Source organism: Pleomorphomonas koreensis DSM 23070, from assembly GCF_000425185.1.
Lineage (GTDB): Bacteria > Pseudomonadota > Alphaproteobacteria > Rhizobiales > Pleomorphomonadaceae > Pleomorphomonas > Pleomorphomonas koreensis.
Map to the genome: position 1 here is coordinate 281,630 of NZ_AULH01000001.1, position 17,985 is coordinate 299,614.

Sequence of the window (17,985 nt, forward strand, 5' to 3'; positions counted from 1 at the left end):
CATGACCACCACGACCATCTCCGTCAGGGCGCCCCTCAAGGGCCGGATCGTGCCGCTCGGCGATGTCCCCGACCCGATGTTCGCGCTCGGCATGATGGGCGACGGCGTCGCCATCGAGCCGGAGATCGGCGAGGTGCGGGCGCCGGTCGACGGCACGGTGACCTCGGTGCATCGCCGCGCCCATGCGGTGAAGGTCCAGACCGACGACGGCGCCGAACTCCTGGTGCACGTCGGCCTCGAAGCGGTGGCGCTGCGTGGCACCGGCCTCACCGCCGTGGTGGCTGAAGGCGACCGCGTCGCTGCCGGCGACCTGCTGATCCGCTTCGACCTCGCCTTGCTGGCCGAGACCTGCGGCATCGTCACCACGCCGGTGCTGGTCACCAACGAGGAGGCGTTCCACGTCACCGGCCGCAGGGCGGACGGCGAGGTCGATTTCGGCGACCAGGTGATGACGGTGCTGCCGATCGGCGTCGAGACGCCGCCGCCGGTGGAGCGCGCCGAGCGGACCGTCGTCCTCGAAATGACCGAGGGGCTGCACGCCCGTCCGGCGGCGCTGCTCGCCGCCCGGGCCAAGCAATACGCCAGCGCCGTCGAGGTGCTGCTCGGCGAGCGCAAGGCCAACGCCAAGAGCCCGGTGTCGCTGCTCACTCTCGGCAGCCGCTGGGGCAGCCGCCTGACGGTGGCCGCCGAGGGCGCCGACGCGGTGGCGGCCGTCGACGGCGTCGTCGAGGCGATCGCCTCCGGCCTCGGCGATCCCCTGGTGCCCTTCGTCGATGCCGGCCAGGAAACGCTGCCGGGCGTCGACACCGCGACGACGGTCGAGGAGCCGCCCGTCGACCTGACGCCGTTCGGCCCCGCCGACCGGCCGCTCCTCAAGGGCGTCGTGGCGGCGCCGGGCCTCGCCATCGGCCGCGCCGTGCATCTCAAGGAAAAGGTCGCCCGCCCGGCCGAACAGGGCGGCGACGTCGAGACCGAGAGCGCGGCGCTCGACGCGGCTCTCGCCCGCGTCCACGCCCATCTCAGCGAGCAGGCGGCCGGTGGCCGCACGCCGCAGCAGCGCGAGATCATGGCGGCGCATGCCGCTCTTCTGGAGGACACCGAGCTTCTGGAAGGCGCCCGCGACCGCATCGCCGCCGGCAAGAGCGCCGGCTGGGCCTTCTCCGACACCATTTCCGCCCAGGCGGCGCTGCTGCGCGGCCTCGACAACGCCCGCCTCGCCGAGCGCGCCGCCGACCTCGTCGATCTGGAGCAGCAGGTGCTGACCGTGCTGGCCGGCGGCTCGCCGGAAAGCCTGGCGCTGCCCGAGGACGCCGTCGCCATCGCCGACGACCTGCTGCCGTCGCAGTTCATGGCCTTCGGCGACCGCCTGCCGGCCGCCTTCGTGGTCGCCAAGGGCGGCCGCACCTCGCATGTCGCCATCCTCTCGGCGGCGAGCGGCGTGCCGATGCTGGCCGCCGTCGGCCCTGATGCCCGCCGCATCCCCGAGGGCACGCCGTTGATCGTCGACGCCGAGCGCGGCGAGATCCAGGTCAACCCCGAGCCGGCCACCGTCGAGGCCACCCGCCGCGCCGCCGCCGAGCGCGAGACCCGCCGCGCCGCCAACCGCGAGGCGGCGCCGGTCGACTGCGTCATGGCCGACGGCACCCGCCTGCCTGTCTACGCCAACGTCGGCTCGGTGGCCGACGCGGCGCGCGGCCTCGCCTTCGGCGCCGAGGGCTCGGGCCTGCTCAGAACCGAGTTCCTGTTCCTCGACCGCCCCACGGCGCCGACCGAGGCCGAGCAGCAGGCCGAATACCAGGCGATCGCCGATGCCTTGCGCGGCAAGCCGCTGACCATCCGCACGCTCGACATCGGCGGCGACAAGCCGCTGCCCTATCTCAAGCAGCCGGCCGAGGAAAATCCGATCCTCGGCGTGCGCGGCATCCGCGTCTCGAAGCGCCGTCCCGACCTGTTGCGCCAGCAGTTCCGCGCCATCCTGAAGGTGACGCCGGTGTCCGTCGTCCGCATCATGCTGCCGATGATCGCCGACGTCGGCGAATTGCGCTGGGCCAAGGCGATCTTCGAGGAGGAAAAGGCGGCGCTGGGCGTCACCGCCGATGTGCCGCTCGGCATCATGATCGAGGTGCCGGCCGCCGTCGCCATGGCCGACAAGCTGGCGAAGGAAGCCGCCTTCTTCTCGGTCGGCACCAACGATCTGACGCAATATGTGCTGGCCATGGACCGCGGCAACACCGAACTGGCCCCGGAGATCGATTCGCTGCATCCGGCGGTGCTCAGGACGATCGGCGACGCGGCGGCGGCCGGCCAGCGCCACGGCTGCCCGGTCGGCGTCTGCGGCGGCCTCGCCTCCGAACTGCCGGCGGCGCCCATCCTGATCGGCCTCGGCGTCACCAGCCTGTCGGCCACCCGCTCCGGCATTCCCGACCTCAAGGCTTTCATCCGCACCCTCGACAGGGAGACCTGCCGCGCCGTGGCCGAGGAGGCGCTGGCCCTCGATTCGGCGGCCGAGGTGCGGGCCATGGTGGCGCGGCGCTGGCCGGATCTCTGACACAGCCGCTCCGACGGTCGATAACCCGCGTCTTTCGCGCCGCACGAAGGAGGCGCATATGCTTCATGCTTCCGTGACGCTCGACGATTTCGCCCGTGGCGAGGCGCTGGCCGCCGCAACCGGCGCGCCGCAACGCATCGTCTTCGGCCTCGACGCCGCCGCGCCGCCGCTCGGCGCGCTGCAGGTGCAGTTCGCCCGCTTCGAGCTGGTGATCGCCGGTACCTATACCAACCTCGTCTGCGACCGCGCCGCCCGCATCGTCGAGCGCGAGCTGGTGGCCGGCGACGCGCTGGTGGTGCCGGGCAACTGCTGGAACCAGCCGCTGTGGGACCGCGACGTCGAGGTGCTCAGCCTGTTGTTCGGCGCCACCCACCTCGGCGTCAGCCTGGTACGCTGGAGCGCCGGCGAGCGGCGCTTCGTGTCGGTGGAGAAGCGGAGCTGCCTGATCCCCGGCAACGGGCCGCTGCAGCACATGATCGACGCCATGTCGAGCCACCGCGACGACGCCGGCCCGACCAGCCTCGACGCCCGCCTGCTCGCCCAGGCCATCCTCGAATACTGCCGCCGGCTGCTGGCCAACCCGATGCCGGACGAGGATCGCCAGTCGTCGGCCTTTTTCCGCGCCGCCTGTCTTTATATCGAGGAGAATTTCGACCGGCTGATCACCCGCGATACGGTGGCCGCCCATCTGCGGATCAGTCCCAACTATTTCTCGCGCGTCTTCCGCGAGCAGGGCGCCATGACCTTCTCCGACTACCTGACGCAGGTCAGGATCGGCAAGGCCAAGTTCATGCTGGAGAAATACGACCTGCCGCTGTCGCAGATCGCCACCCGCTGCGGCTTCAACGACTTCAACTATTTCTACAAGGTGTTCAAGAAGGTGGTCGGCCGCACGCCGACCGAGTACCGCAACTCGGTGCAGACGGCGACAAAGGTCTGAACGGGCGGCGATGGCCGTTTGGCTTCGCCCCAGGGCTGTGAAGCGGCGCGTTTGGGTGTATGCATCCTTGCGGTGACGACACACCAGGGGAGACCTCCGCTCCGATGATCCCAGACGATACGACGCCGGTGCTGCGCCAGATTTCGGTGCGTGCCGTCATGGACGTGCTCCTCAACGCCGGCGCCACCTCGCGCGCCGATCTCGCCAAGCTCACGGGCCTGTCCAAGCAGACCATGTCGGAGGTGATCCGCGTTCTGGAGAGCGGCGGCTTCGTGCGTGTCAAGGGCGTCACCTCCGGCCGGGTCGGCCGGGCGGCGGTGATCTACGAGGTCGATCCGGAGGCCGGCTACGTGGTCGGCGCCGAGCTTGGCGTCACCTCGCTGCGCGTCTCGCTGGCCAATCTCGTCGGCGGAATCGTTGCCTCGACGGAGGCGCCGGCCGAGGCGCTGTCGGGCACGGCGCTGCTGTCGGCGCTCGGCGGCCTCAAGGACGGGCTGATCAGCGGCGCCGGCATCGCGCCGGACAAGGTGCGGGTGGCGGCGGTGGCCATGCCCGGCGTCGTCGAGCCCGACAGCGGCCGGCTGTCGCTGTCGCCCAACCTGCCGGGCCTCGGCGCCGTCGATGTTCGTACGCTGCTGGCGGCTGAACTGGGCTGCACCGTGGTGATCGAGAACGACATCAACGCGGCGGTGATCGGCGAATCCTGGAGCGGCTGCGCCGTCGGCGTCGACGAGGTGGCCTTCGTGTCGCTCGGCACCGGCATCGGCCTCGGCGCGCTGGCCGGCGGCCGGATGATCCGCGGCATGAGCGGCGCCGCCGGCGAGATCGGCTTCCTGCCGATCGGCGAGGATCCGGCCGGTGCCGACAGTCTCGAACGCGGCGCCCTCGAAAGCGCCATCGGCGGCCGCGGCATCCGCGCCCGCTACCGGGCGCTGGGCGGCGACGCCGGCCTGACGCCGGCCGATATCTTCGCCGCCGCCGCTGGCGGACGGGACGCCGCCGCCGTTGCCGCCGCCCGCGATACCGCCCGTATTGCCGCGCTGGCCATGGTGGCCGTCCATGCCGTGCTCGAACCCAGGAAGATCGTCGTCGGCGGCCTCGTCGGCCGGTTGCCGGGCGTGGTGGAGATGATCCGCGCCGAGCTGTCGGCCGTCAGCCGCCGGCCGATCACTGTCGAGGCGAGCGCCCTCGGCGTCCGGGCGGCGCTGACCGGCGCCGTCGCCATCGCCCTCAACCAGGCGCACAACCTGCTGTTCAGCCCGGCCGACCTGCCGATGCCGCTCAGCCTGCCGGCCGCCGCGCGCGGCTAGCGCACCGGGCCGGGAGGGGCGCCGCGTTTCGGAGAAATCACAGGTATGAACGGAAGGCTGGAGCGACAGCCCGGATATGTCCGGCTGTTCGCCGCTGCGGTTGCTATCGAAATTTTAAGTTCGGCATCTTGACGAACTAATTATTGATCGCCATCCTGTTACAAAAGAGCCGGGCCGGTGACGGTCCCCCGTTCGATGGAGTGCAGGATGCGGATCAACCATTTCCCCACCACCGTGGCGGCGGCCCATGCCGTGGCCGACCGGATCGCCGAGCGGCTGAAGGCCAAGCCGAACCTGGTGCTCGGCCTGGCCACCGGCGTCACCATGGAGCCGGTCTACGAGCGCCTCGTCGCGCGTCACCGGGCGGGCGAGATCAGCTTCGCCGGCGCGTCCTCGTTCAATCTCGACGAATATGTCGGCCTGCCGCCGAGCGATCCGCGCTCCTACCGGGCGACCATGGACAGCCAGCTGTTCGATCTCGTCGACATCGACAAGACCCGCACCTTCGTGCCCGACGGCCTCGCCGCCGACCCGGACGCCTTCGCCCGCCGCTATGAGGCGATGATCCGCGAGGCCGGCGGCATCGATCTGCAACTGCTCGGCATCGGCCGCAACGGTCACATCGGCTTCAACGAGCCCGGCGCCGATTTCGCCGCCCGCACCCGCGTCGTCGACCTCGATGCCTCGACGCTGGAGGCCAACTCGGCCTTCTTCGGCGGCGCGACGCCACCCACCCAGGCGATGACCATGGGCATCGGCACCATCCTCGATTCGCGGGAGATCATCGTACTGGCCACCGGCGCGGTGAAACGCGATGCCGTGCGCGCCGCACTGACCGGGCCCGTCTCGCCCGACTGCCCGGCCACGGCGCTGAGGAACCATCCCAACGTCGGCTGGTGGCTCGATGCCGAGAGCGGCGCCGACGTCGCCGCCTGAGCGGACCGAAAGAAGAAGGAAGACGGCGGCGTCATCGACGCCGCCGTTTTTGATTTGGCGCTCAGGCCGCCATGGCCTGCCGGTCGGGGATCTCGACGACGAAGGTGGCGCCGGGGCCGGACTCGGGGCAGCTGATGGTGCCGCCGTGCGCCTTGACCAGTTCGGAGACGATGGCGAGGCCGAGGCCGGTGCCGCCGGTCCTCACCGAGCCGGAGAACGGCTTGAACAGCGATTCGCGCGCCTTCTCCGACAGGCCGGGGCCGGTGTCGGAAACGCGGATGATCACCACGGTGCCGTTGCGCTCGGCGGCGACGGTGAGCCGACGCACCAGCGGCTCGTCCTTGCACTGTTCCAGCGCCTGCGCGGCGTTGCGGACGAGGTTGAGCAACACGCGGAACAGCTGTTCGGAATCGGCGTCGACCTCCAGGTCGTCGGGCACGGCGTTCACCCACTCGATGCTGGCGTGCTGGGTGAGGCCGGTCATCTCGGCGACGTCGGTGCAGAGCCGCGACAGCGACAGCAGGCGTCGGGCCGGCGGCGCTTCCTGCGCCTTGCCGTAGGCCAGCACCGACTGGCAGTAGTTGATCGCCCGGTCGATGGCGGCGACCAGCTTGGGCGCGAAGCGCTGCACCGCCGGGTCGGGAATGGCGGTCAGGCGGTCGGAGATCAGTTGCGCCGAGGCCAGGAGGTTCCTGAGGTCGTGGTTGATCTTGGAGACGGCGAGACCCAGCTCGACCAGCCGCTTCTGCTGCTTGAACAGCTCCTGGATGCGCTGCTGCATCGCGGCGACGGCGAACTCGGCGCGGCCGATCTCGTCGGTGCGGCCGCGGTAGCGCACGAGATGCTCGTCGCTCTCGGGCGCCTGCGACCACTGATAGATCGCCCGGCCAAGCCGCCGCATCGGGATCACCATCAGATACTGGATGGAGAAGAACACCAGCACGCCGACGAAGGCGGAGATCAGGAAGGAGACGATCAGCAGCCGGGCGGCGAAATGCAGAAGCTCGTCCCGCAGCGCCGTCTCGGCGAACACCACCTCGATCTCGCCGCCGCCGTCGTAGGTGCCGGTGACGCGGATGGTGCGGTCGCCGCCGAACAGCATGGTGTCGATGGCCTCGGTCACCATGCCGTGCGCCTCGAGTCTGTCGAAGTCGATGCTGCGCGTCACCGTCGGCGGCGTGTCGGCCATGGCGACGAGCTGCTTCATGCCGCTGAGGCGCACGGCGACGGCATAGGCGTCGAGCCGGTTGAGCAGGTCGGCCTGGATGATGCGCGGCAGCGCCGTTTCCGGATAGGTGGTCAGCGTGTGCGCCACGATGCCGGCGACGCTGAGCTTGGTTTCGATATAGTTGCGCTGGAAATTGGCGATGGCCGGCACGAACAGCAGCACCTCGGCGAACATCACGAACAGGACCGTGAACACCAGGAGCTTGAACGACAGGTTGAAGGTGTGCTTGGCGGCGAAGGGGGACGCAACGGAGGCGCCGGAGGTGTCGGCCTGGACCATCTTGACGATTCCGAAAAAAGATTGCTCTCTATCTGTCGCTTCGCCGGGAAATTGGAAGAGGCGCGCGACCGAAATAAGGTAGAAATCTGTCGCGCTGCCATATTTGCCGCGAATATGGTTTACCAGTTTTCCGGTATATAACAGAGTCTTGCAATCTGAAATATGTATCGAGGTTGCGAAGCGGGCTTTGCCGTGCCCGTTCGATGCCGCGGTCGACGCGAAAGCCGGGGTGTCGGATGTCGCCGTCGGCGGCCGGAGCGGGAAAAGCCGCCCGCCGGCAATTGAGCCCCCCGAAAAACCCCCCGCCTCGTTGACGAGCCATCGTCCGTCCCGTATAAGCCGCAGCGATCGGAAGGGCGCCACCGGTCTTTCGGCCGGCATGGCCGGATATGCCGTGGCCGATTTCCCAGTTGAGACACCAGAGCTGTCCGGACGGGCGTCAAGCGACCCGGCGCCGGAGAGCCGCCAGAACGAGGGGCCCGCGCGGCGGGCAGACGACCATGAAGCGGACTTATCAGCCGTCCAAGCTCATTCGCAAGCGCCGCCACGGCTTCCGGGCGCGCATGGCCACCGCCGGCGGCCGCAAGGTGATCGCCCGTCGCCGGGCCCAGGGGCGCAAGCGTCTGTCGGCGTGATCGGCCCTGTGCACGGCGGACGCCGGCCACCCGGCTCGCGAGGCGCCAGACATGCAGCGGCTGAAAAAGCGAAATGACTACGTGAAAGTCGCCCGGGGCGCCCGAACGCCCCGGCGCGGCTTTTTGCTGCAATCGATCCGCCGCCCCGACGCGGCGGACAACGGAGCCGAGGCGGAAGCCCGCTTCGGCTTCACGGTGACCAAGAAGATGGGCAACGCCGTGGTGCGCAACCGCATCCGGCGCCGTCTCAAGGAAGCGGTCCGGCTGGCCGGTGCCGCGGCCGCCGATCCGGAGCGCGATTTCGTGCTGGTCGGCCGCCGCCCGGCGCTCGACATGCCGTTTTCCGATCTGGTCTCCGACGTGGTCGGCGCCGTCCGCGCCGCGGCTTCCGTCAAGACGGGGCCGCGCGGCGGCAAGGGGGCGCCAAAGCCGGCGCCGAGCGAGGAAGAAACGGGTCCATGACCGAAAACCGCAACATGATTCTGGCCATCGCCCTGTCGCTGGCCGTGCTGCTCGGCTGGCAGTATTTCGTCGCCGGCCCGCAGCTTGAGAAGACGCGCATCGCTCAGGAAGCGTCCCAGCAGCAGGCGGCGCCCAAGCCCGGCGAAGCCGCTCCGGCCGCCGGCAACAATGCCGCTGGCGGCACCGCCACCGGCGAGGCGCCGACGGTGGGGGTCAACGCCACCTCCGCCTTCGTCTCCCGCGACGAGGCGCTCGCCAAGAGCCCGCGCGTGCCGATCGACACGCCGGAGCTGACCGGCTCGATCAGCCTCGCCGGCGCCCGCATCGACGACCTGTCGCTGAAGCTCTATCGCGAAACCATCGCTCCGAATTCGCCGCTGGTCACCCTTCTCAATCCCTTCGGCACCGACCACGCCTACTATGCCGAGTTCGGCTTCATGGCTCCGGCCGGCGCCGGCCTGGCGCTGCCGGGCGCCGACACCGTCTGGACCGCGCCGGAAGGCGCCAGGCTGACGCCGTCGACGCCGGTGACGCTCACCTGGGACAACGGCGCCGGGCTCACCTTCACCCGCGAGATCTCGGTCGACGACCACGTCATGTTCACGGTGAAGGATGGTATCGCCAACGCCGCCGGTACCGCCGCCACCGTCTATCCCTACGGCCTCGTCACCCGCTACGGCACGCCGCAGGTGCCGGGCACCTGGGTGCTGCACGAGGGCCTGCTCGGCGTGTTCGGCGACGAGGGCCTCACCGAAACCACCTACAAGAACCTGAAGGACAGCGAGGGCGTCAAGTCCGCTCCCGTCACCTCCGGCTGGCTCGGCATCACCGACAAGTACTGGGCGACGGCGCTGATCCCCGAGGGCGGCACCGCCTTCACGCCGCGCTTCTCCTGGGCGCCGGCCGGCGACATCGACACCTATCAGGCCAACTACCTGCGCGATCCGCTGGAGATCGCCCCCGGCGCCACCGTCGCCACCGAGACGCGCCTGTTCGCCGGCGCCAAGACGGTGGCCCGCGTCGACGCCTACGAGCGGCAGCTCGGCATCGTCAAGTTCGACCGGCTGATCGACTGGGGCTGGTTCTACTGGATCACCAAGCCGATGTTCCTGCTGATCGACTGGCTCTACAACCTGGTCGGCAACTTCGGCATCGCCATCCTTCTGGTCACCCTGATCGTCAAGGCCGTCTTCTTCCCGCTCGCCAACAAGTCCTACGCGTCGATGAGCAAGATGAAGCTGCTGCAGCCGGCGATGGCCGACATCAAGGCCAAATACCCGGACGACAAGGTCAAGCAGCAGCAGGAGACGATGGAGCTGTATAAGCGGGAGAAGATCAACCCGCTGGCCGGCTGCCTGCCGATCGTCGTGCAGATCCCGGTGTTCTTCTCGCTCTACAAGGTGCTCTACGTGACCATCGAGATGCGTCACGCGCCCTTCTTCGGCTGGATTCACGACCTGTCGGCCGCCGATCCCACCACCATCTTCAACCTGTTCGGGCTGATTCCCTGGATGCCGCCGCACTTCCTGATGCTCGGCATTTGGCCGATCATCATGGGCGTGACCATGTTCGTGCAGATGAAGCTGAACCCGACGCCGCCCGATCCGACGCAGGCGATGCTGTTCACCTGGATGCCGGTCATCTTCACCTTCATGATGGCCGCCTTCCCGGCCGGCCTCGTCATCTACTGGTCGTGGAACAACACCCTGTCGATCCTGCAACAGTCGCTGATCATGAAGAAGAACGGCGTCAAGATCGAACTGTTCGAAAATCTGAAGGGTACCTTCGCCCGAAAGCCGAAGGCCGGCTGACGCCGCCTTCCGGCTTCGAGACACCCGCGGACCGGCCCCCAGCCGGTCCGCTTCCGTTATGAGGGCGGTGCGCCGCCACCCCGAGGAATTGCCGCCATGGCCGAAACCGCGATCGATCCCGAGGCGACGCGCCTCCTGTTCGCCCGTCCCTGGAGCTTCGTGCGCGGCATGACCGGGGTGGACGACCTGCCGCCGGTGGCCGGCACCATCGAGATCGCCTTCGCCGGCCGCTCCAACGTCGGCAAGTCCAGCCTGATCAACGCGTTGACCGGCCAGCAGGGCCTCGCCCGCACCTCCAACACGCCCGGCCGCACCCAGGAGCTGAACCTGTTCAAGCCCGAGGTCGACGCGGGCCTGATGCTGGTCGACATGCCCGGCTATGGCTATGCCGAGGCGCCCAAGGACAAGGTCGACATCTGGAACGCGCTGATCCGCGACTACCTGCGCGGCCGGCCCAACCTCCGCCGCGTCTACGTGCTGATCGACGCCCGCCACGGCCTCAAGAAGAACGACGAGGAGGTGCTGACCCTGCTCGACAAGGCGGCCGTCTCCTACCAGGTGGTGCTGACCAAGGCCGACAAGCTGAAGCCGGGCGGCATCGACAAGGTACTGGCCGACACCGCCGAGCGCATCCGCAAGCGTCCCGCCGCCTTCCCCGAGGTGCTGGCCACCTCCAGCGACAAGGGCGACGGCATCGACGACCTCAAGTTGGCGATCGCCCGGCTGCTCGCGGGCGCTTGACAGGCCGAGGCCGTTGAGCCTCGCCCGCCGATCGGCTATAGGCCTTTCGATCCAACCGACGCCGAGGCCGCCATGATCACCACCACGCCCGAATCCGCCGAAGCGATGCTGTCGCGCGCCCGCATCATTTCCGAGGCGCTGCCCTACATGCAGCGCTACGACGACAAGACCATCGTGGTGAAATACGGCGGCCACGCCATGGGCGACCCCGACCTCGCCCGCGCCTTCGCCCGCGACATCGTGCTCCTGAAGCAGTCGGGCATGAAGCCGATCGTCGTGCACGGCGGCGGCCCGCAGATCGGCGCGATGCTCGACAAGCTCGGCATCAAGAGCGAGTTCAAGAACGGCCTGCGCGTCACCGACCGGCCGACCATGGAAATCGTCGAGATGGTGCTGGCCGGCTCGATCAACAAGCAGATCGTCTCGGCGCTCAACGCCGAGGGCGGCCGCGCCATCGGCCTCTGCGGCAAGGACGGCAATCTCGTCACCGTCGAGAAGGCGACGCGTACCATGCGCGACCCTGACAGCGAGATGGAGAAGGTGATCGACCTCGGCTTCGTCGGCGAGCCCAAGGTGGTCAATCCGGCCGTGCTCGACATGGTGGCGAAGGAAGACCTGATCCCGGTGGTGGCGCCCGTCGCCCCCGGCGTCGACGGCGAGACCTACAACGTCAACGCCGACACCTTCGCCGGCGCCATCGCCGGTGCCCTGCACGCCGCCCGCCTGTTGTTCCTGACCGACGTGCCGGGCGTGCTCGACCGCGAGGGGCAGCTCCTGAAGCAGCTCACCCGCGCCGAGGCGCAGTCGCTGATCGCCGACGGCACCATTTCCGGCGGCATGATCCCCAAGGTCGAGACCTGCTTCGACGCGCTGAAGCGCGGCGTCGACGCGGCGGTGATCGTCAACGGCAAGACGGCGCACGCCGTGCTCCTGGAGATCTTCACCGAGACCGGCGCCGGCACGCTGATCCGCCGCTGACATGGCCGCAGACCTCGTCGTCTTCGCCGGCGTCCGCGACTGGGTGTTCGACCTCGACGACACGCTCTATCCGCCGGAGAGCGGCCTGTTCGACGCCGTGGCCGCCCGCATCCGCGCCTATGCGGCGCGGGTGACCGGCGTCAGCGCCGAGGCGGCCGTCGCCCTGCAGCGCGACTACGCCGCCCGCTACGGCACGACGCTGCGCGGCCTGATGGAGGAGCACGGCGTCGACCCCGAGGACTTCCTCGCCGACGTCCACGCCGTCGATCGCTCGGCGCTGACACCGCTGCCGGCGCTGGCCGAGGCGCTGGTCCGCCTGCCGGGCCGCAAGTTCATCCTCACCTCCGGCACCCACGCCCATGTCGGCGAGACGCTGTCCCGCCTCGGCATCGCCGACCGCTTCGACGGCGTATTCGATATCGTCGATGCCGGTTACCTGCCGAAGCCGGCCGAGGCGACCTATGCCGCCTTCCTCGCCCGCTTCGCCATCGCGCCGACAGCCGCCGCCATGTTCGAGGACGCGCCGCGCAACCTCGCGGTGCCGCGCGCCCTCGGCATGCGCACCGTGCTGGTGACCGGACGGGACGCGCCGCCGCCGGACGCGGCGGCCGCCGATTTCGTCACCGCCGACCTTCCCGCCTTCCTGGCAGATATCGCCGACGCGCTGCTCCGCTGACGAGCCATGCGCCGCCGGGGCTGGCGGCGGGCGACGATCGCCTGTATGAGAAGGCTTCGCCTTGTCGCGCCGCGCCGGCCCTCCGCCGCCGCCCGCGCGCTCCCTCCCAGGAAACAGATGTCCTTTTCAGTCGCTCATCCCGCGCTCAAGCGGGCGCTCGCCGCCCGCGGCTATACCGATCCCACCGCCGTCCAGTCGGCCGTCGCCGCCCCGGAGCTGGCCGGCGCCGACATGCTGGTGTCCGCCCGCACCGGCTCGGGCAAGACCGTCGCCTTCGGCATGGCGCTGGCCGCCCGCCTGCTCGGCCTCGCCGAGACATTCGGGCCGGCCGGCGCGCCGCTCGCCCTGGTCGTGGCGCCCACCCGCGAACTGGCCTTGCAGGTGACGCGCGAGCTGGCCTGGCTCTACGGCGAGACCGGTGCCCGCCTCGTCTCCTGCGTCGGTGGCATGGACCCGCGCCGCGAGCAGCGCCAGCTCGCCCAGGGCGCCCACATCGTCGTCGGCACGCCCGGCCGGCTCTGCGACCATCTCGATCGCCGCAACCTCGACCTGTCTAGCGTCGCTGCCCTGGTGCTCGACGAGGCCGACGAGATGCTCGACCTCGGCTTCCGCGAGGACCTCGAGAAGCTGCTCGGCGCCGCGCCGGCCGACCGCCAGACGCTGCTGTTCTCGGCGACGCTGCCGGCCGACATCGTCCGCCTTGCCCGCGACTTCATGCGCAAGGACGCCACCCGCCTCGACGTCGCCGAGGACGGCGAGGTGCACGCCGACATCGACTATCACGCCGTCCGCGTCTACCCGCACGAGATCGAGAAGGCGGTGGTCAACCTCCTCCGCTTCCACGATGCGGCCACCGCCATCGTGTTCTGCGGCACCCGCGAGGGCGTCAAGCGCCTGACCGGCGCGCTTATCGAGCGCGGCTTCTCGGTGGTGTCGATGTCCGGCGAGATGGGGCAGGGCGAGCGCAACGAGGCGCTGTCGGCGCTGCGCGACGGCCGCGCCCGCGTCTGCGTCGCCACCGACGTGGCGGCGCGCGGCATCGACGTGCCCGACCTCGGCCTTGTCATCCACGCCGACCTGCCGCACGACAGCGAGGTGCTGCTGCACCGCTCCGGCCGCACCGGCCGGGCCGGCCGCAAGGGCGTCTCGGTGCTGCTGGTTCCCTCCAACCGCCGCCGCCGCGCCGAAAGCCTCTTGGCCGGCGCCGGCATCGAGCTGTTCTCGGAAGCGGCGCCGTCGGCCGAGGCGGTGCTCCGGCTGGATGAAGAGCGCCTGCTCGCCGATCCGCTGCTGTCCGAGGAGATGGGCGACGACGAGCGCGCCTTCGCGAGCCGCCTTGCCGAGGGGCGGACGGCCGAGGAGCTGGCCGCCGCTTTCGTCCGCCTTGCCCGCACCCGCCTGCCGGCGCCGGAGGAGATCGGCGATCCGGTCGAGCGTCCCTCACGCCGCACCGACGCGCCCGCCAGGCCGCTGCTCAGGGAGTCGGTGGATTTCACGGGATCGGCCTGGTTCCGCCTGTCGGTCGGCCGCCGCGACGGCGCCGAGGTGAAACGCGTGCTGGCCTTTCTCTGCCGTCATTCCGGCCTGAAGGGTCGCGACTTCGGCGCCATCCGCATCAACGACCGCGACAGCTACGCCGAGGTGGCGCCCGGCGGCATCGCCGCCCTCGAACGTCTCGCTGCCGCCGGCAACGACGAGAAGGTGGCGATCGCTCGCGCCGACGGTCCGCCGCCGGCCCCGACCCGCCCGGACAAAGAGCGGCCCCGCCGCGACGACCGTCCTCGCCAGGAAGACCGGCCGAAGGCCGGCAAGCCGCCGCGTGACGGCAAGCCGCCTCGGTCCGACAAGCCGCCCTACAAGACGAAGAAGAAAGAGCGCAAGTCGGAGCGCTAAAGCACTGGACCGAAAAGTGGACCCACTTTTCGGGAGAATCCGATGCGCAAACAAAGGATCGGAGCGACCGCCCGGACAAGGCCGGGCGCCCGTCGCTCCAAGACTCACAGCCGGTCGGCGAGATGGTCCAGCTCGGCCGACTGCGCTTCGATGATCCGCGCCGCCACCTCTTCGAGGGCGGCAAGGCCGGCCGGGCTCGCGTCGTCCATGGCGTCGCCAGCGCTGCCGTCGAGGCGGGCGTTGAAGCGGAAATAGCGCTGCCGCGCCGGGTCGCCGCCCGGCACGGTGCGGAGGCCGTCCGGCAACGTCACATCAGGCGGATTGATCAGCGCGTTGAGCTGGTAGGCGACGGTGCTCGCCTGGCCGTGCATCAGCACCGAGACGATCGGCGCGCCGGCGCGCGGGTCGATCCAGCCGAGCGCCCCCCAGCGGGCGACGTCGGCGCCGGCATAGCCGCGCACCGACAGGCCGGTGCCGATCGATACCAGCAGGATGTCGCCATCGTCGGCGATGCCGGCCCGCCGCCGTGCCTTCACCGCCTCGACGTAGGCGGCGAGTGCCGGATCGCCGGCGAACACCCCGCCGTCGATCAGCGTCGTCGGCCGGCCACGGGTCGTCACCAGGGCTGGCGGCAGATAGGTGGGGGCGGCCGACGTGGCGCGGGCCGCTTCGGCGGCGAGCACACTCGCATCATCGAGACTGGACAGGAACACCGCTCGCCGCGCCTCGACGTCATAGGCGGTGACCACCACCGGCGTCAGCGCCTCGCCGAGCCGCCGCCGACCGAGCAGGCCATCAAGGACCGTCGCGAGGCCGTCCGCCGCATAGGCCGGGCCGTGGATGAGCGCGGCAAGGCCGCGCAGCGCCTGCCGTGGCCCGCGCGGGAAGATGTCGCGCCCATGCGTCCGGTAGAGGTGGGCGAGCGTCGCCGGCGAGGCCAGCGGATGCCGGCCGGATGCGTCCGGCAGGGCGAGGCCGAGGGCGAGGATGCCGCCGGTCGAGGTGCCGGCGATCAGGTCGAAATGACCGGACAGCTCGGCCGGCTTGCCGCGCCGGGCGAGACGGCGTTCGAGTTCGGCCAGCACGACGGCGGCGCAGAGGCCGCGCATGCCGCCGCCGTCGATGGAGAGGATGCGGCGGATGCCGGCGGAAGGAGAGGTCGTCATCGGGTTATTGCTTAGGCACCGGAGGAAGGTATGCCGCCGACTATGCGGCCGCACCGCCCGCCGGGGACAACTTCCTGATCCGTCGCGCTTTTCCCCGTTGTGCCGGTGATCGGGACGCGAGGCCCCGGCCCCGGCGGCGGCCGGGCGTCGCGGACGGCCTCGAGGCCGGAAAACCGCCGGCTTTGTTGCGCCCGCCCGGCAAAACCCCTAAAGCACGGACGTCCATTCCGAATGGCTCATCCGGAGATCATCATGACCGAGACTGCCGCCACGGCCACCTACGCCGACCTTGCCGCCACCCTTGACGCTGCCTGGGAGGATCGCGCCTCCGTCACGCAGGAGACCAAAGGCAAGGTGCGCGACGCCGTCGAGGCGGCGCTCGATCTGCTCGACAGCGGCAAGGCGCGCGTCGCCGAGAAGATCGACGGCGAATGGCTGGTCAACCAGTGGCTCAAGAAGGCGGTGCTGCTGTCCTTCCGCCTGACGCCGACCGCACTGATTTCAGGCGCTCCCGGCGGTGCCGCCTGGTGGGACAAGGTGCCATCCAAGTTCGCCGGCATGGACGCCGCCGCCTACGAGGCGGCCGGCTTCCGCGCCGTGCCCGGCGCCATCGTCCGCCGCTCGGCCTATATCGCGCCGGGCGCCGTGCTGATGCCGTCCTTCGTCAACCTCGGCGCCTATGTCGACACCGCCACCATGGTCGACACCTGGGTGACGGTCGGCTCCTGCGCCCAGATCGGCAAGAACGTCCACCTCTCCGGCGGCGTCGGCATCGGCGGCGTCTTGGAGCCGATGCAGGCCGGCCCGACCATCATCGAGGACGACTGCTTCATCGGCGCCCGCTCCGAGGTGGTCGAGGGCGTGGTGGTCGGCGAGGGTTCGGTGATCTCGATGGGCGTGTTCATCGGCAAGTCGACCAAGATCATCGACCGCGCCACCGGCGAGATCCACATGGGCAAGGTGCCGCCCTATTCGGTGGTGGTGTCCGGCTCGATCCCCGGCAAGCCGCTGCCCGGCGAGACCTGGGGTCCGTCCACCTATTGCGCCGTCATCGTCAAGAAGGTCGACGCCAAGACCCGCTCCAAGACCTCGATCAACGAGCTGTTGCGCGACTGACGGGCAGACGAATCCGTGCTATCCGGACGGCCGGCGGAACTCCGCCGGCCGTTTGCCTTTCAAGGAGAGGACATGCCCCACGATCCCGTCGCCATCGCCCGCGACCTCTTGATGTGCCCGTCGGTGACGCCGGCCGAGGGCGGGGCGCTCGCCTTCCTCGAAGGGCTGCTTGAGCCGGCCGGCTTTGTCGTGGAACGTCCCGTCTTCAGCGAGGCCGGCACGCCCGATGTCGAAAATCTGTTCGCCGGCATCGGCGCCGGCAACCGGCATCTGGTGTTCGCAGGCCATGCCGACGTGGTGCCGCCCGGCCGTCTCGATCTCTGGACGCACGGCCCGTTCGCCGGCGACATCGCGGACGGCAGGCTCTACGGTCGCGGCGCCGTCGACATGAAGGGCGGTGTCGCCGCCTTCGCCGCCGCGGCGCTCGATTTCGTCGAGGAGACCGGCGGCGACTTCGGCGGCCGCATCTCCCTGCTGATCACCGGCGACGAGGAGGGGCCGTCGATCAACGGCACGGTGAAATTGCTCGACTGGGCGGCGCAGCGCGGCGAGCGCTTCAGCCACGCCATCGTCGGCGAGCCGACCAACCCCGCCGCCCTCGGCGACATGGTGAAGGTCGGCCGCCGCGGCTCGCTATCCGGCTTCATCAAGCTCAGGGGCGTGCAGGGCCACGTCGCCTATCCGCATCTCGCCGACAATCCCCTGCGCGTCGCGCCCGCGGTGATCGCCGCGCTGATGGATCCGCCGTTCGACGCCGGCACCGAGCGTTTCCAGCCGTCGAACCTCGAGGTCACCTCGGTCGAGACGGGCAACCGCGCCACCAACGTCGTGCCGGCCGAAGTGGAGATCGCTTTCAACATCCGCTTCAACGACCTCTGGACGGTCGAAGCGCTGCATCAGGAGATCGCTGCCCGCGTCGGCCGCGCCGTGCAATCGGCGCCGCTCAGGACCGGCCGGCCGGCGCCGCTCGCCTATGAGCTGGCCTTCGAGCCGACCAACGCCGTCGCCTTCCTGACCCACGACGCCACGCTGATCGACGGCCTATCGGACGCGGTGGAGGCGGTGACCGGCCGCCGGCCGGAGCTCAGCACCACCGGCGGCACCTCCGACGCCCGCTTCATCAAGAATTACTGCCCGGTGGTCGAGTTCGGCCTGGTCGGCGAGACCATGCACAAGATCGACGAGAACGTGGTCCTCGACGATCTCCATCGCCTGAAGGCGATCTACCGCGCCTTCCTCGACCGCTATTTCGCGGGCTGAGGCCGC

At 70.0% G+C, this 17,985-nt stretch carries 15 protein-coding genes; 13 read left to right on the plus strand and 2 right to left on the minus strand.

The window, feature by feature from the left end; all coding sequences use genetic code 11:
• Position 1 precedes the first annotated feature (1 nt).
• The 4 genes from ptsP to nagB all read left to right on the plus strand — a co-directional run bounded on the left by ptsP (position 2) and on the right by nagB (position 5,734).
• Entirely contained in the window at positions 2-2,548 is a 2,547-nt protein-coding gene (ptsP, locus tag H512_RS0101195; protein WP_026781969.1) for a phosphoenolpyruvate--protein phosphotransferase, read from the plus strand.
• Positions 2,549-2,606: 58 nt separating this feature from the next.
• Positions 2,607-3,488: a helix-turn-helix transcriptional regulator gene (locus H512_RS0101200; protein ID WP_053239453.1), complete on the plus strand. Its 882-nt coding sequence runs from the start codon at positions 2,607-2,609 to the stop codon at positions 3,486-3,488.
• 104 nt (positions 3,489-3,592) lie between these two features.
• Positions 3,593-4,798: an ROK family transcriptional regulator gene (locus H512_RS0101205; RefSeq protein ID WP_026781971.1), complete on the plus strand. Its 1,206-nt coding sequence runs from the start codon at positions 3,593-3,595 to the stop codon at positions 4,796-4,798.
• A gap of 207 nt (positions 4,799-5,005) precedes the next feature.
• A complete protein-coding gene (gene nagB / locus H512_RS0101210; RefSeq protein ID WP_026781972.1) occupies positions 5,006-5,734 on the plus strand; it encodes a glucosamine-6-phosphate deaminase in 729 nt (242 codons plus the stop codon).
• Positions 5,735-5,795: 61 nt separating this feature from the next.
• On the opposite strand, the gene H512_RS22075 is transcribed toward nagB, so the two are convergent.
• Positions 5,796-7,241, minus strand: a complete 1,446-nt coding sequence (locus tag H512_RS22075) for a sensor histidine kinase (RefSeq protein ID WP_036789411.1) — start codon at positions 7,239-7,241, stop codon at positions 5,796-5,798.
• A 500-nt stretch (positions 7,242-7,741) separates the two neighbouring features.
• Here H512_RS22075 and rpmH point away from each other — a divergent pair, with 500 nt between their 5' ends.
• From rpmH to H512_RS22090, 7 genes are all read left to right on the plus strand, one after another.
• On the plus strand, positions 7,742-7,876 hold the full coding sequence (rpmH, locus tag H512_RS0101220; RefSeq protein ID WP_026781973.1) for a 50S ribosomal protein L34: 135 nt from the start codon (positions 7,742-7,744) through the stop codon (positions 7,874-7,876).
• Positions 7,877-7,927: 51 nt separating this feature from the next.
• Positions 7,928-8,338: a ribonuclease P protein component gene (rnpA, locus tag H512_RS22080; RefSeq protein WP_053239454.1), complete on the plus strand. Its 411-nt coding sequence runs from the start codon at positions 7,928-7,930 to the stop codon at positions 8,336-8,338.
• Positions 8,335-10,149, plus strand: a complete 1,815-nt coding sequence (gene yidC, locus H512_RS0101230) for a membrane protein insertase YidC (RefSeq protein ID WP_026781974.1) — start codon at positions 8,335-8,337, stop codon at positions 10,147-10,149. Before rnpA ends, yidC begins: the two co-directional genes overlap by 4 nt.
• A 96-nt stretch (positions 10,150-10,245) precedes the next feature.
• Positions 10,246-10,890: a ribosome biogenesis GTP-binding protein YihA/YsxC gene (yihA, locus tag H512_RS0101235; protein ID WP_026781975.1), complete on the plus strand. Its 645-nt coding sequence runs from the start codon at positions 10,246-10,248 to the stop codon at positions 10,888-10,890.
• A gap of 105 nt (positions 10,891-10,995) precedes the next feature.
• Entirely contained in the window at positions 10,996-11,868 is an 873-nt protein-coding gene (gene argB, locus H512_RS0101240) for an acetylglutamate kinase (protein ID WP_425414151.1), read from the plus strand.
• A 1-nt stretch (position 11,869) separates the two neighbouring features.
• Complete coding sequence (locus H512_RS22085; RefSeq protein WP_036789414.1) at positions 11,870-12,544, plus strand: pyrimidine 5'-nucleotidase; 675 nt, start codon at positions 11,870-11,872, stop codon at positions 12,542-12,544.
• A 117-nt stretch (positions 12,545-12,661) separates the two neighbouring features.
• A complete protein-coding gene (locus H512_RS22090; RefSeq protein ID WP_053239455.1) occupies positions 12,662-14,437 on the plus strand; it encodes a DEAD/DEAH box helicase in 1,776 nt (591 codons plus the stop codon).
• A 104-nt stretch (positions 14,438-14,541) separates the two neighbouring features.
• On the opposite strand, the gene H512_RS0101255 is transcribed toward H512_RS22090, so the two are convergent.
• Positions 14,542-15,603 carry a patatin-like phospholipase family protein gene (locus tag H512_RS0101255; RefSeq protein ID WP_026781977.1) on the minus strand — a complete coding sequence of 354 codons (1,062 nt, stop codon included), beginning with the start codon at positions 15,601-15,603 and terminating at the stop codon, positions 14,542-14,544.
• Positions 15,604-15,855: 252 nt separating this feature from the next.
• On the opposite strand from H512_RS0101255, the gene dapD reads away from it, so the two are divergent.
• Both dapD and dapE read left to right on the plus strand, forming a co-directional pair.
• The gene (gene dapD / locus H512_RS0101260) at positions 15,856-16,719 is read left to right on the plus strand and encodes a 2,3,4,5-tetrahydropyridine-2,6-dicarboxylate N-succinyltransferase (RefSeq protein ID WP_026781978.1); all 864 of its coding nucleotides are present in this window, start codon (positions 15,856-15,858) and stop codon (positions 16,717-16,719) included.
• 72 nt (positions 16,720-16,791) lie between these two features.
• A complete protein-coding gene (gene dapE, locus H512_RS0101265; protein ID WP_026781979.1) occupies positions 16,792-17,979 on the plus strand; it encodes a succinyl-diaminopimelate desuccinylase in 1,188 nt (395 codons plus the stop codon).
• Positions 17,980-17,985: the final 6 nt, after the last annotated feature.

What these genes read in the sequence shown, in the direction of transcription:
- ptsP (WP_026781969.1), top strand. Translation starts at nt 2, where the DNA reads ATGACCACCACGACCATCTCCGTCAGGGCGCCCCTCAAGGGCCGGATC.
- H512_RS0101200 (WP_053239453.1), top strand. Translation starts at nt 2,607, where the DNA reads ATGCTTCATGCTTCCGTGACGCTCGACGATTTCGCCCGTGGCGAGGCG.
- H512_RS0101205 (WP_026781971.1), top strand. Translation starts at nt 3,593, where the DNA reads ATGATCCCAGACGATACGACGCCGGTGCTGCGCCAGATTTCGGTGCGT.
- nagB (WP_026781972.1), top strand. Translation starts at nt 5,006, where the DNA reads ATGCGGATCAACCATTTCCCCACCACCGTGGCGGCGGCCCATGCCGTG.
- H512_RS22075 (WP_036789411.1), bottom strand. Translation starts at nt 7,241, where the DNA reads ATGGTCCAGGCCGACACCTCCGGCGCCTCCGTTGCGTCCCCCTTCGCC.
- rpmH (WP_026781973.1), top strand. Translation starts at nt 7,742, where the DNA reads ATGAAGCGGACTTATCAGCCGTCCAAGCTCATTCGCAAGCGCCGCCAC.
- rnpA (WP_053239454.1), top strand. Translation starts at nt 7,928, where the DNA reads ATGCAGCGGCTGAAAAAGCGAAATGACTACGTGAAAGTCGCCCGGGGC.
- yidC (WP_026781974.1), top strand. Translation starts at nt 8,335, where the DNA reads ATGACCGAAAACCGCAACATGATTCTGGCCATCGCCCTGTCGCTGGCC.
- yihA (WP_026781975.1), top strand. Translation starts at nt 10,246, where the DNA reads ATGGCCGAAACCGCGATCGATCCCGAGGCGACGCGCCTCCTGTTCGCC.
- argB (WP_425414151.1), top strand. Translation starts at nt 10,996, where the DNA reads ATGCTGTCGCGCGCCCGCATCATTTCCGAGGCGCTGCCCTACATGCAG.
- H512_RS22085 (WP_036789414.1), top strand. Translation starts at nt 11,870, where the DNA reads ATGGCCGCAGACCTCGTCGTCTTCGCCGGCGTCCGCGACTGGGTGTTC.
- H512_RS22090 (WP_053239455.1), top strand. Translation starts at nt 12,662, where the DNA reads ATGTCCTTTTCAGTCGCTCATCCCGCGCTCAAGCGGGCGCTCGCCGCC.
- H512_RS0101255 (WP_026781977.1), bottom strand. Translation starts at nt 15,603, where the DNA reads ATGACGACCTCTCCTTCCGCCGGCATCCGCCGCATCCTCTCCATCGAC.
- dapD (WP_026781978.1), top strand. Translation starts at nt 15,856, where the DNA reads ATGACCGAGACTGCCGCCACGGCCACCTACGCCGACCTTGCCGCCACC.
- dapE (WP_026781979.1), top strand. Translation starts at nt 16,792, where the DNA reads ATGCCCCACGATCCCGTCGCCATCGCCCGCGACCTCTTGATGTGCCCG.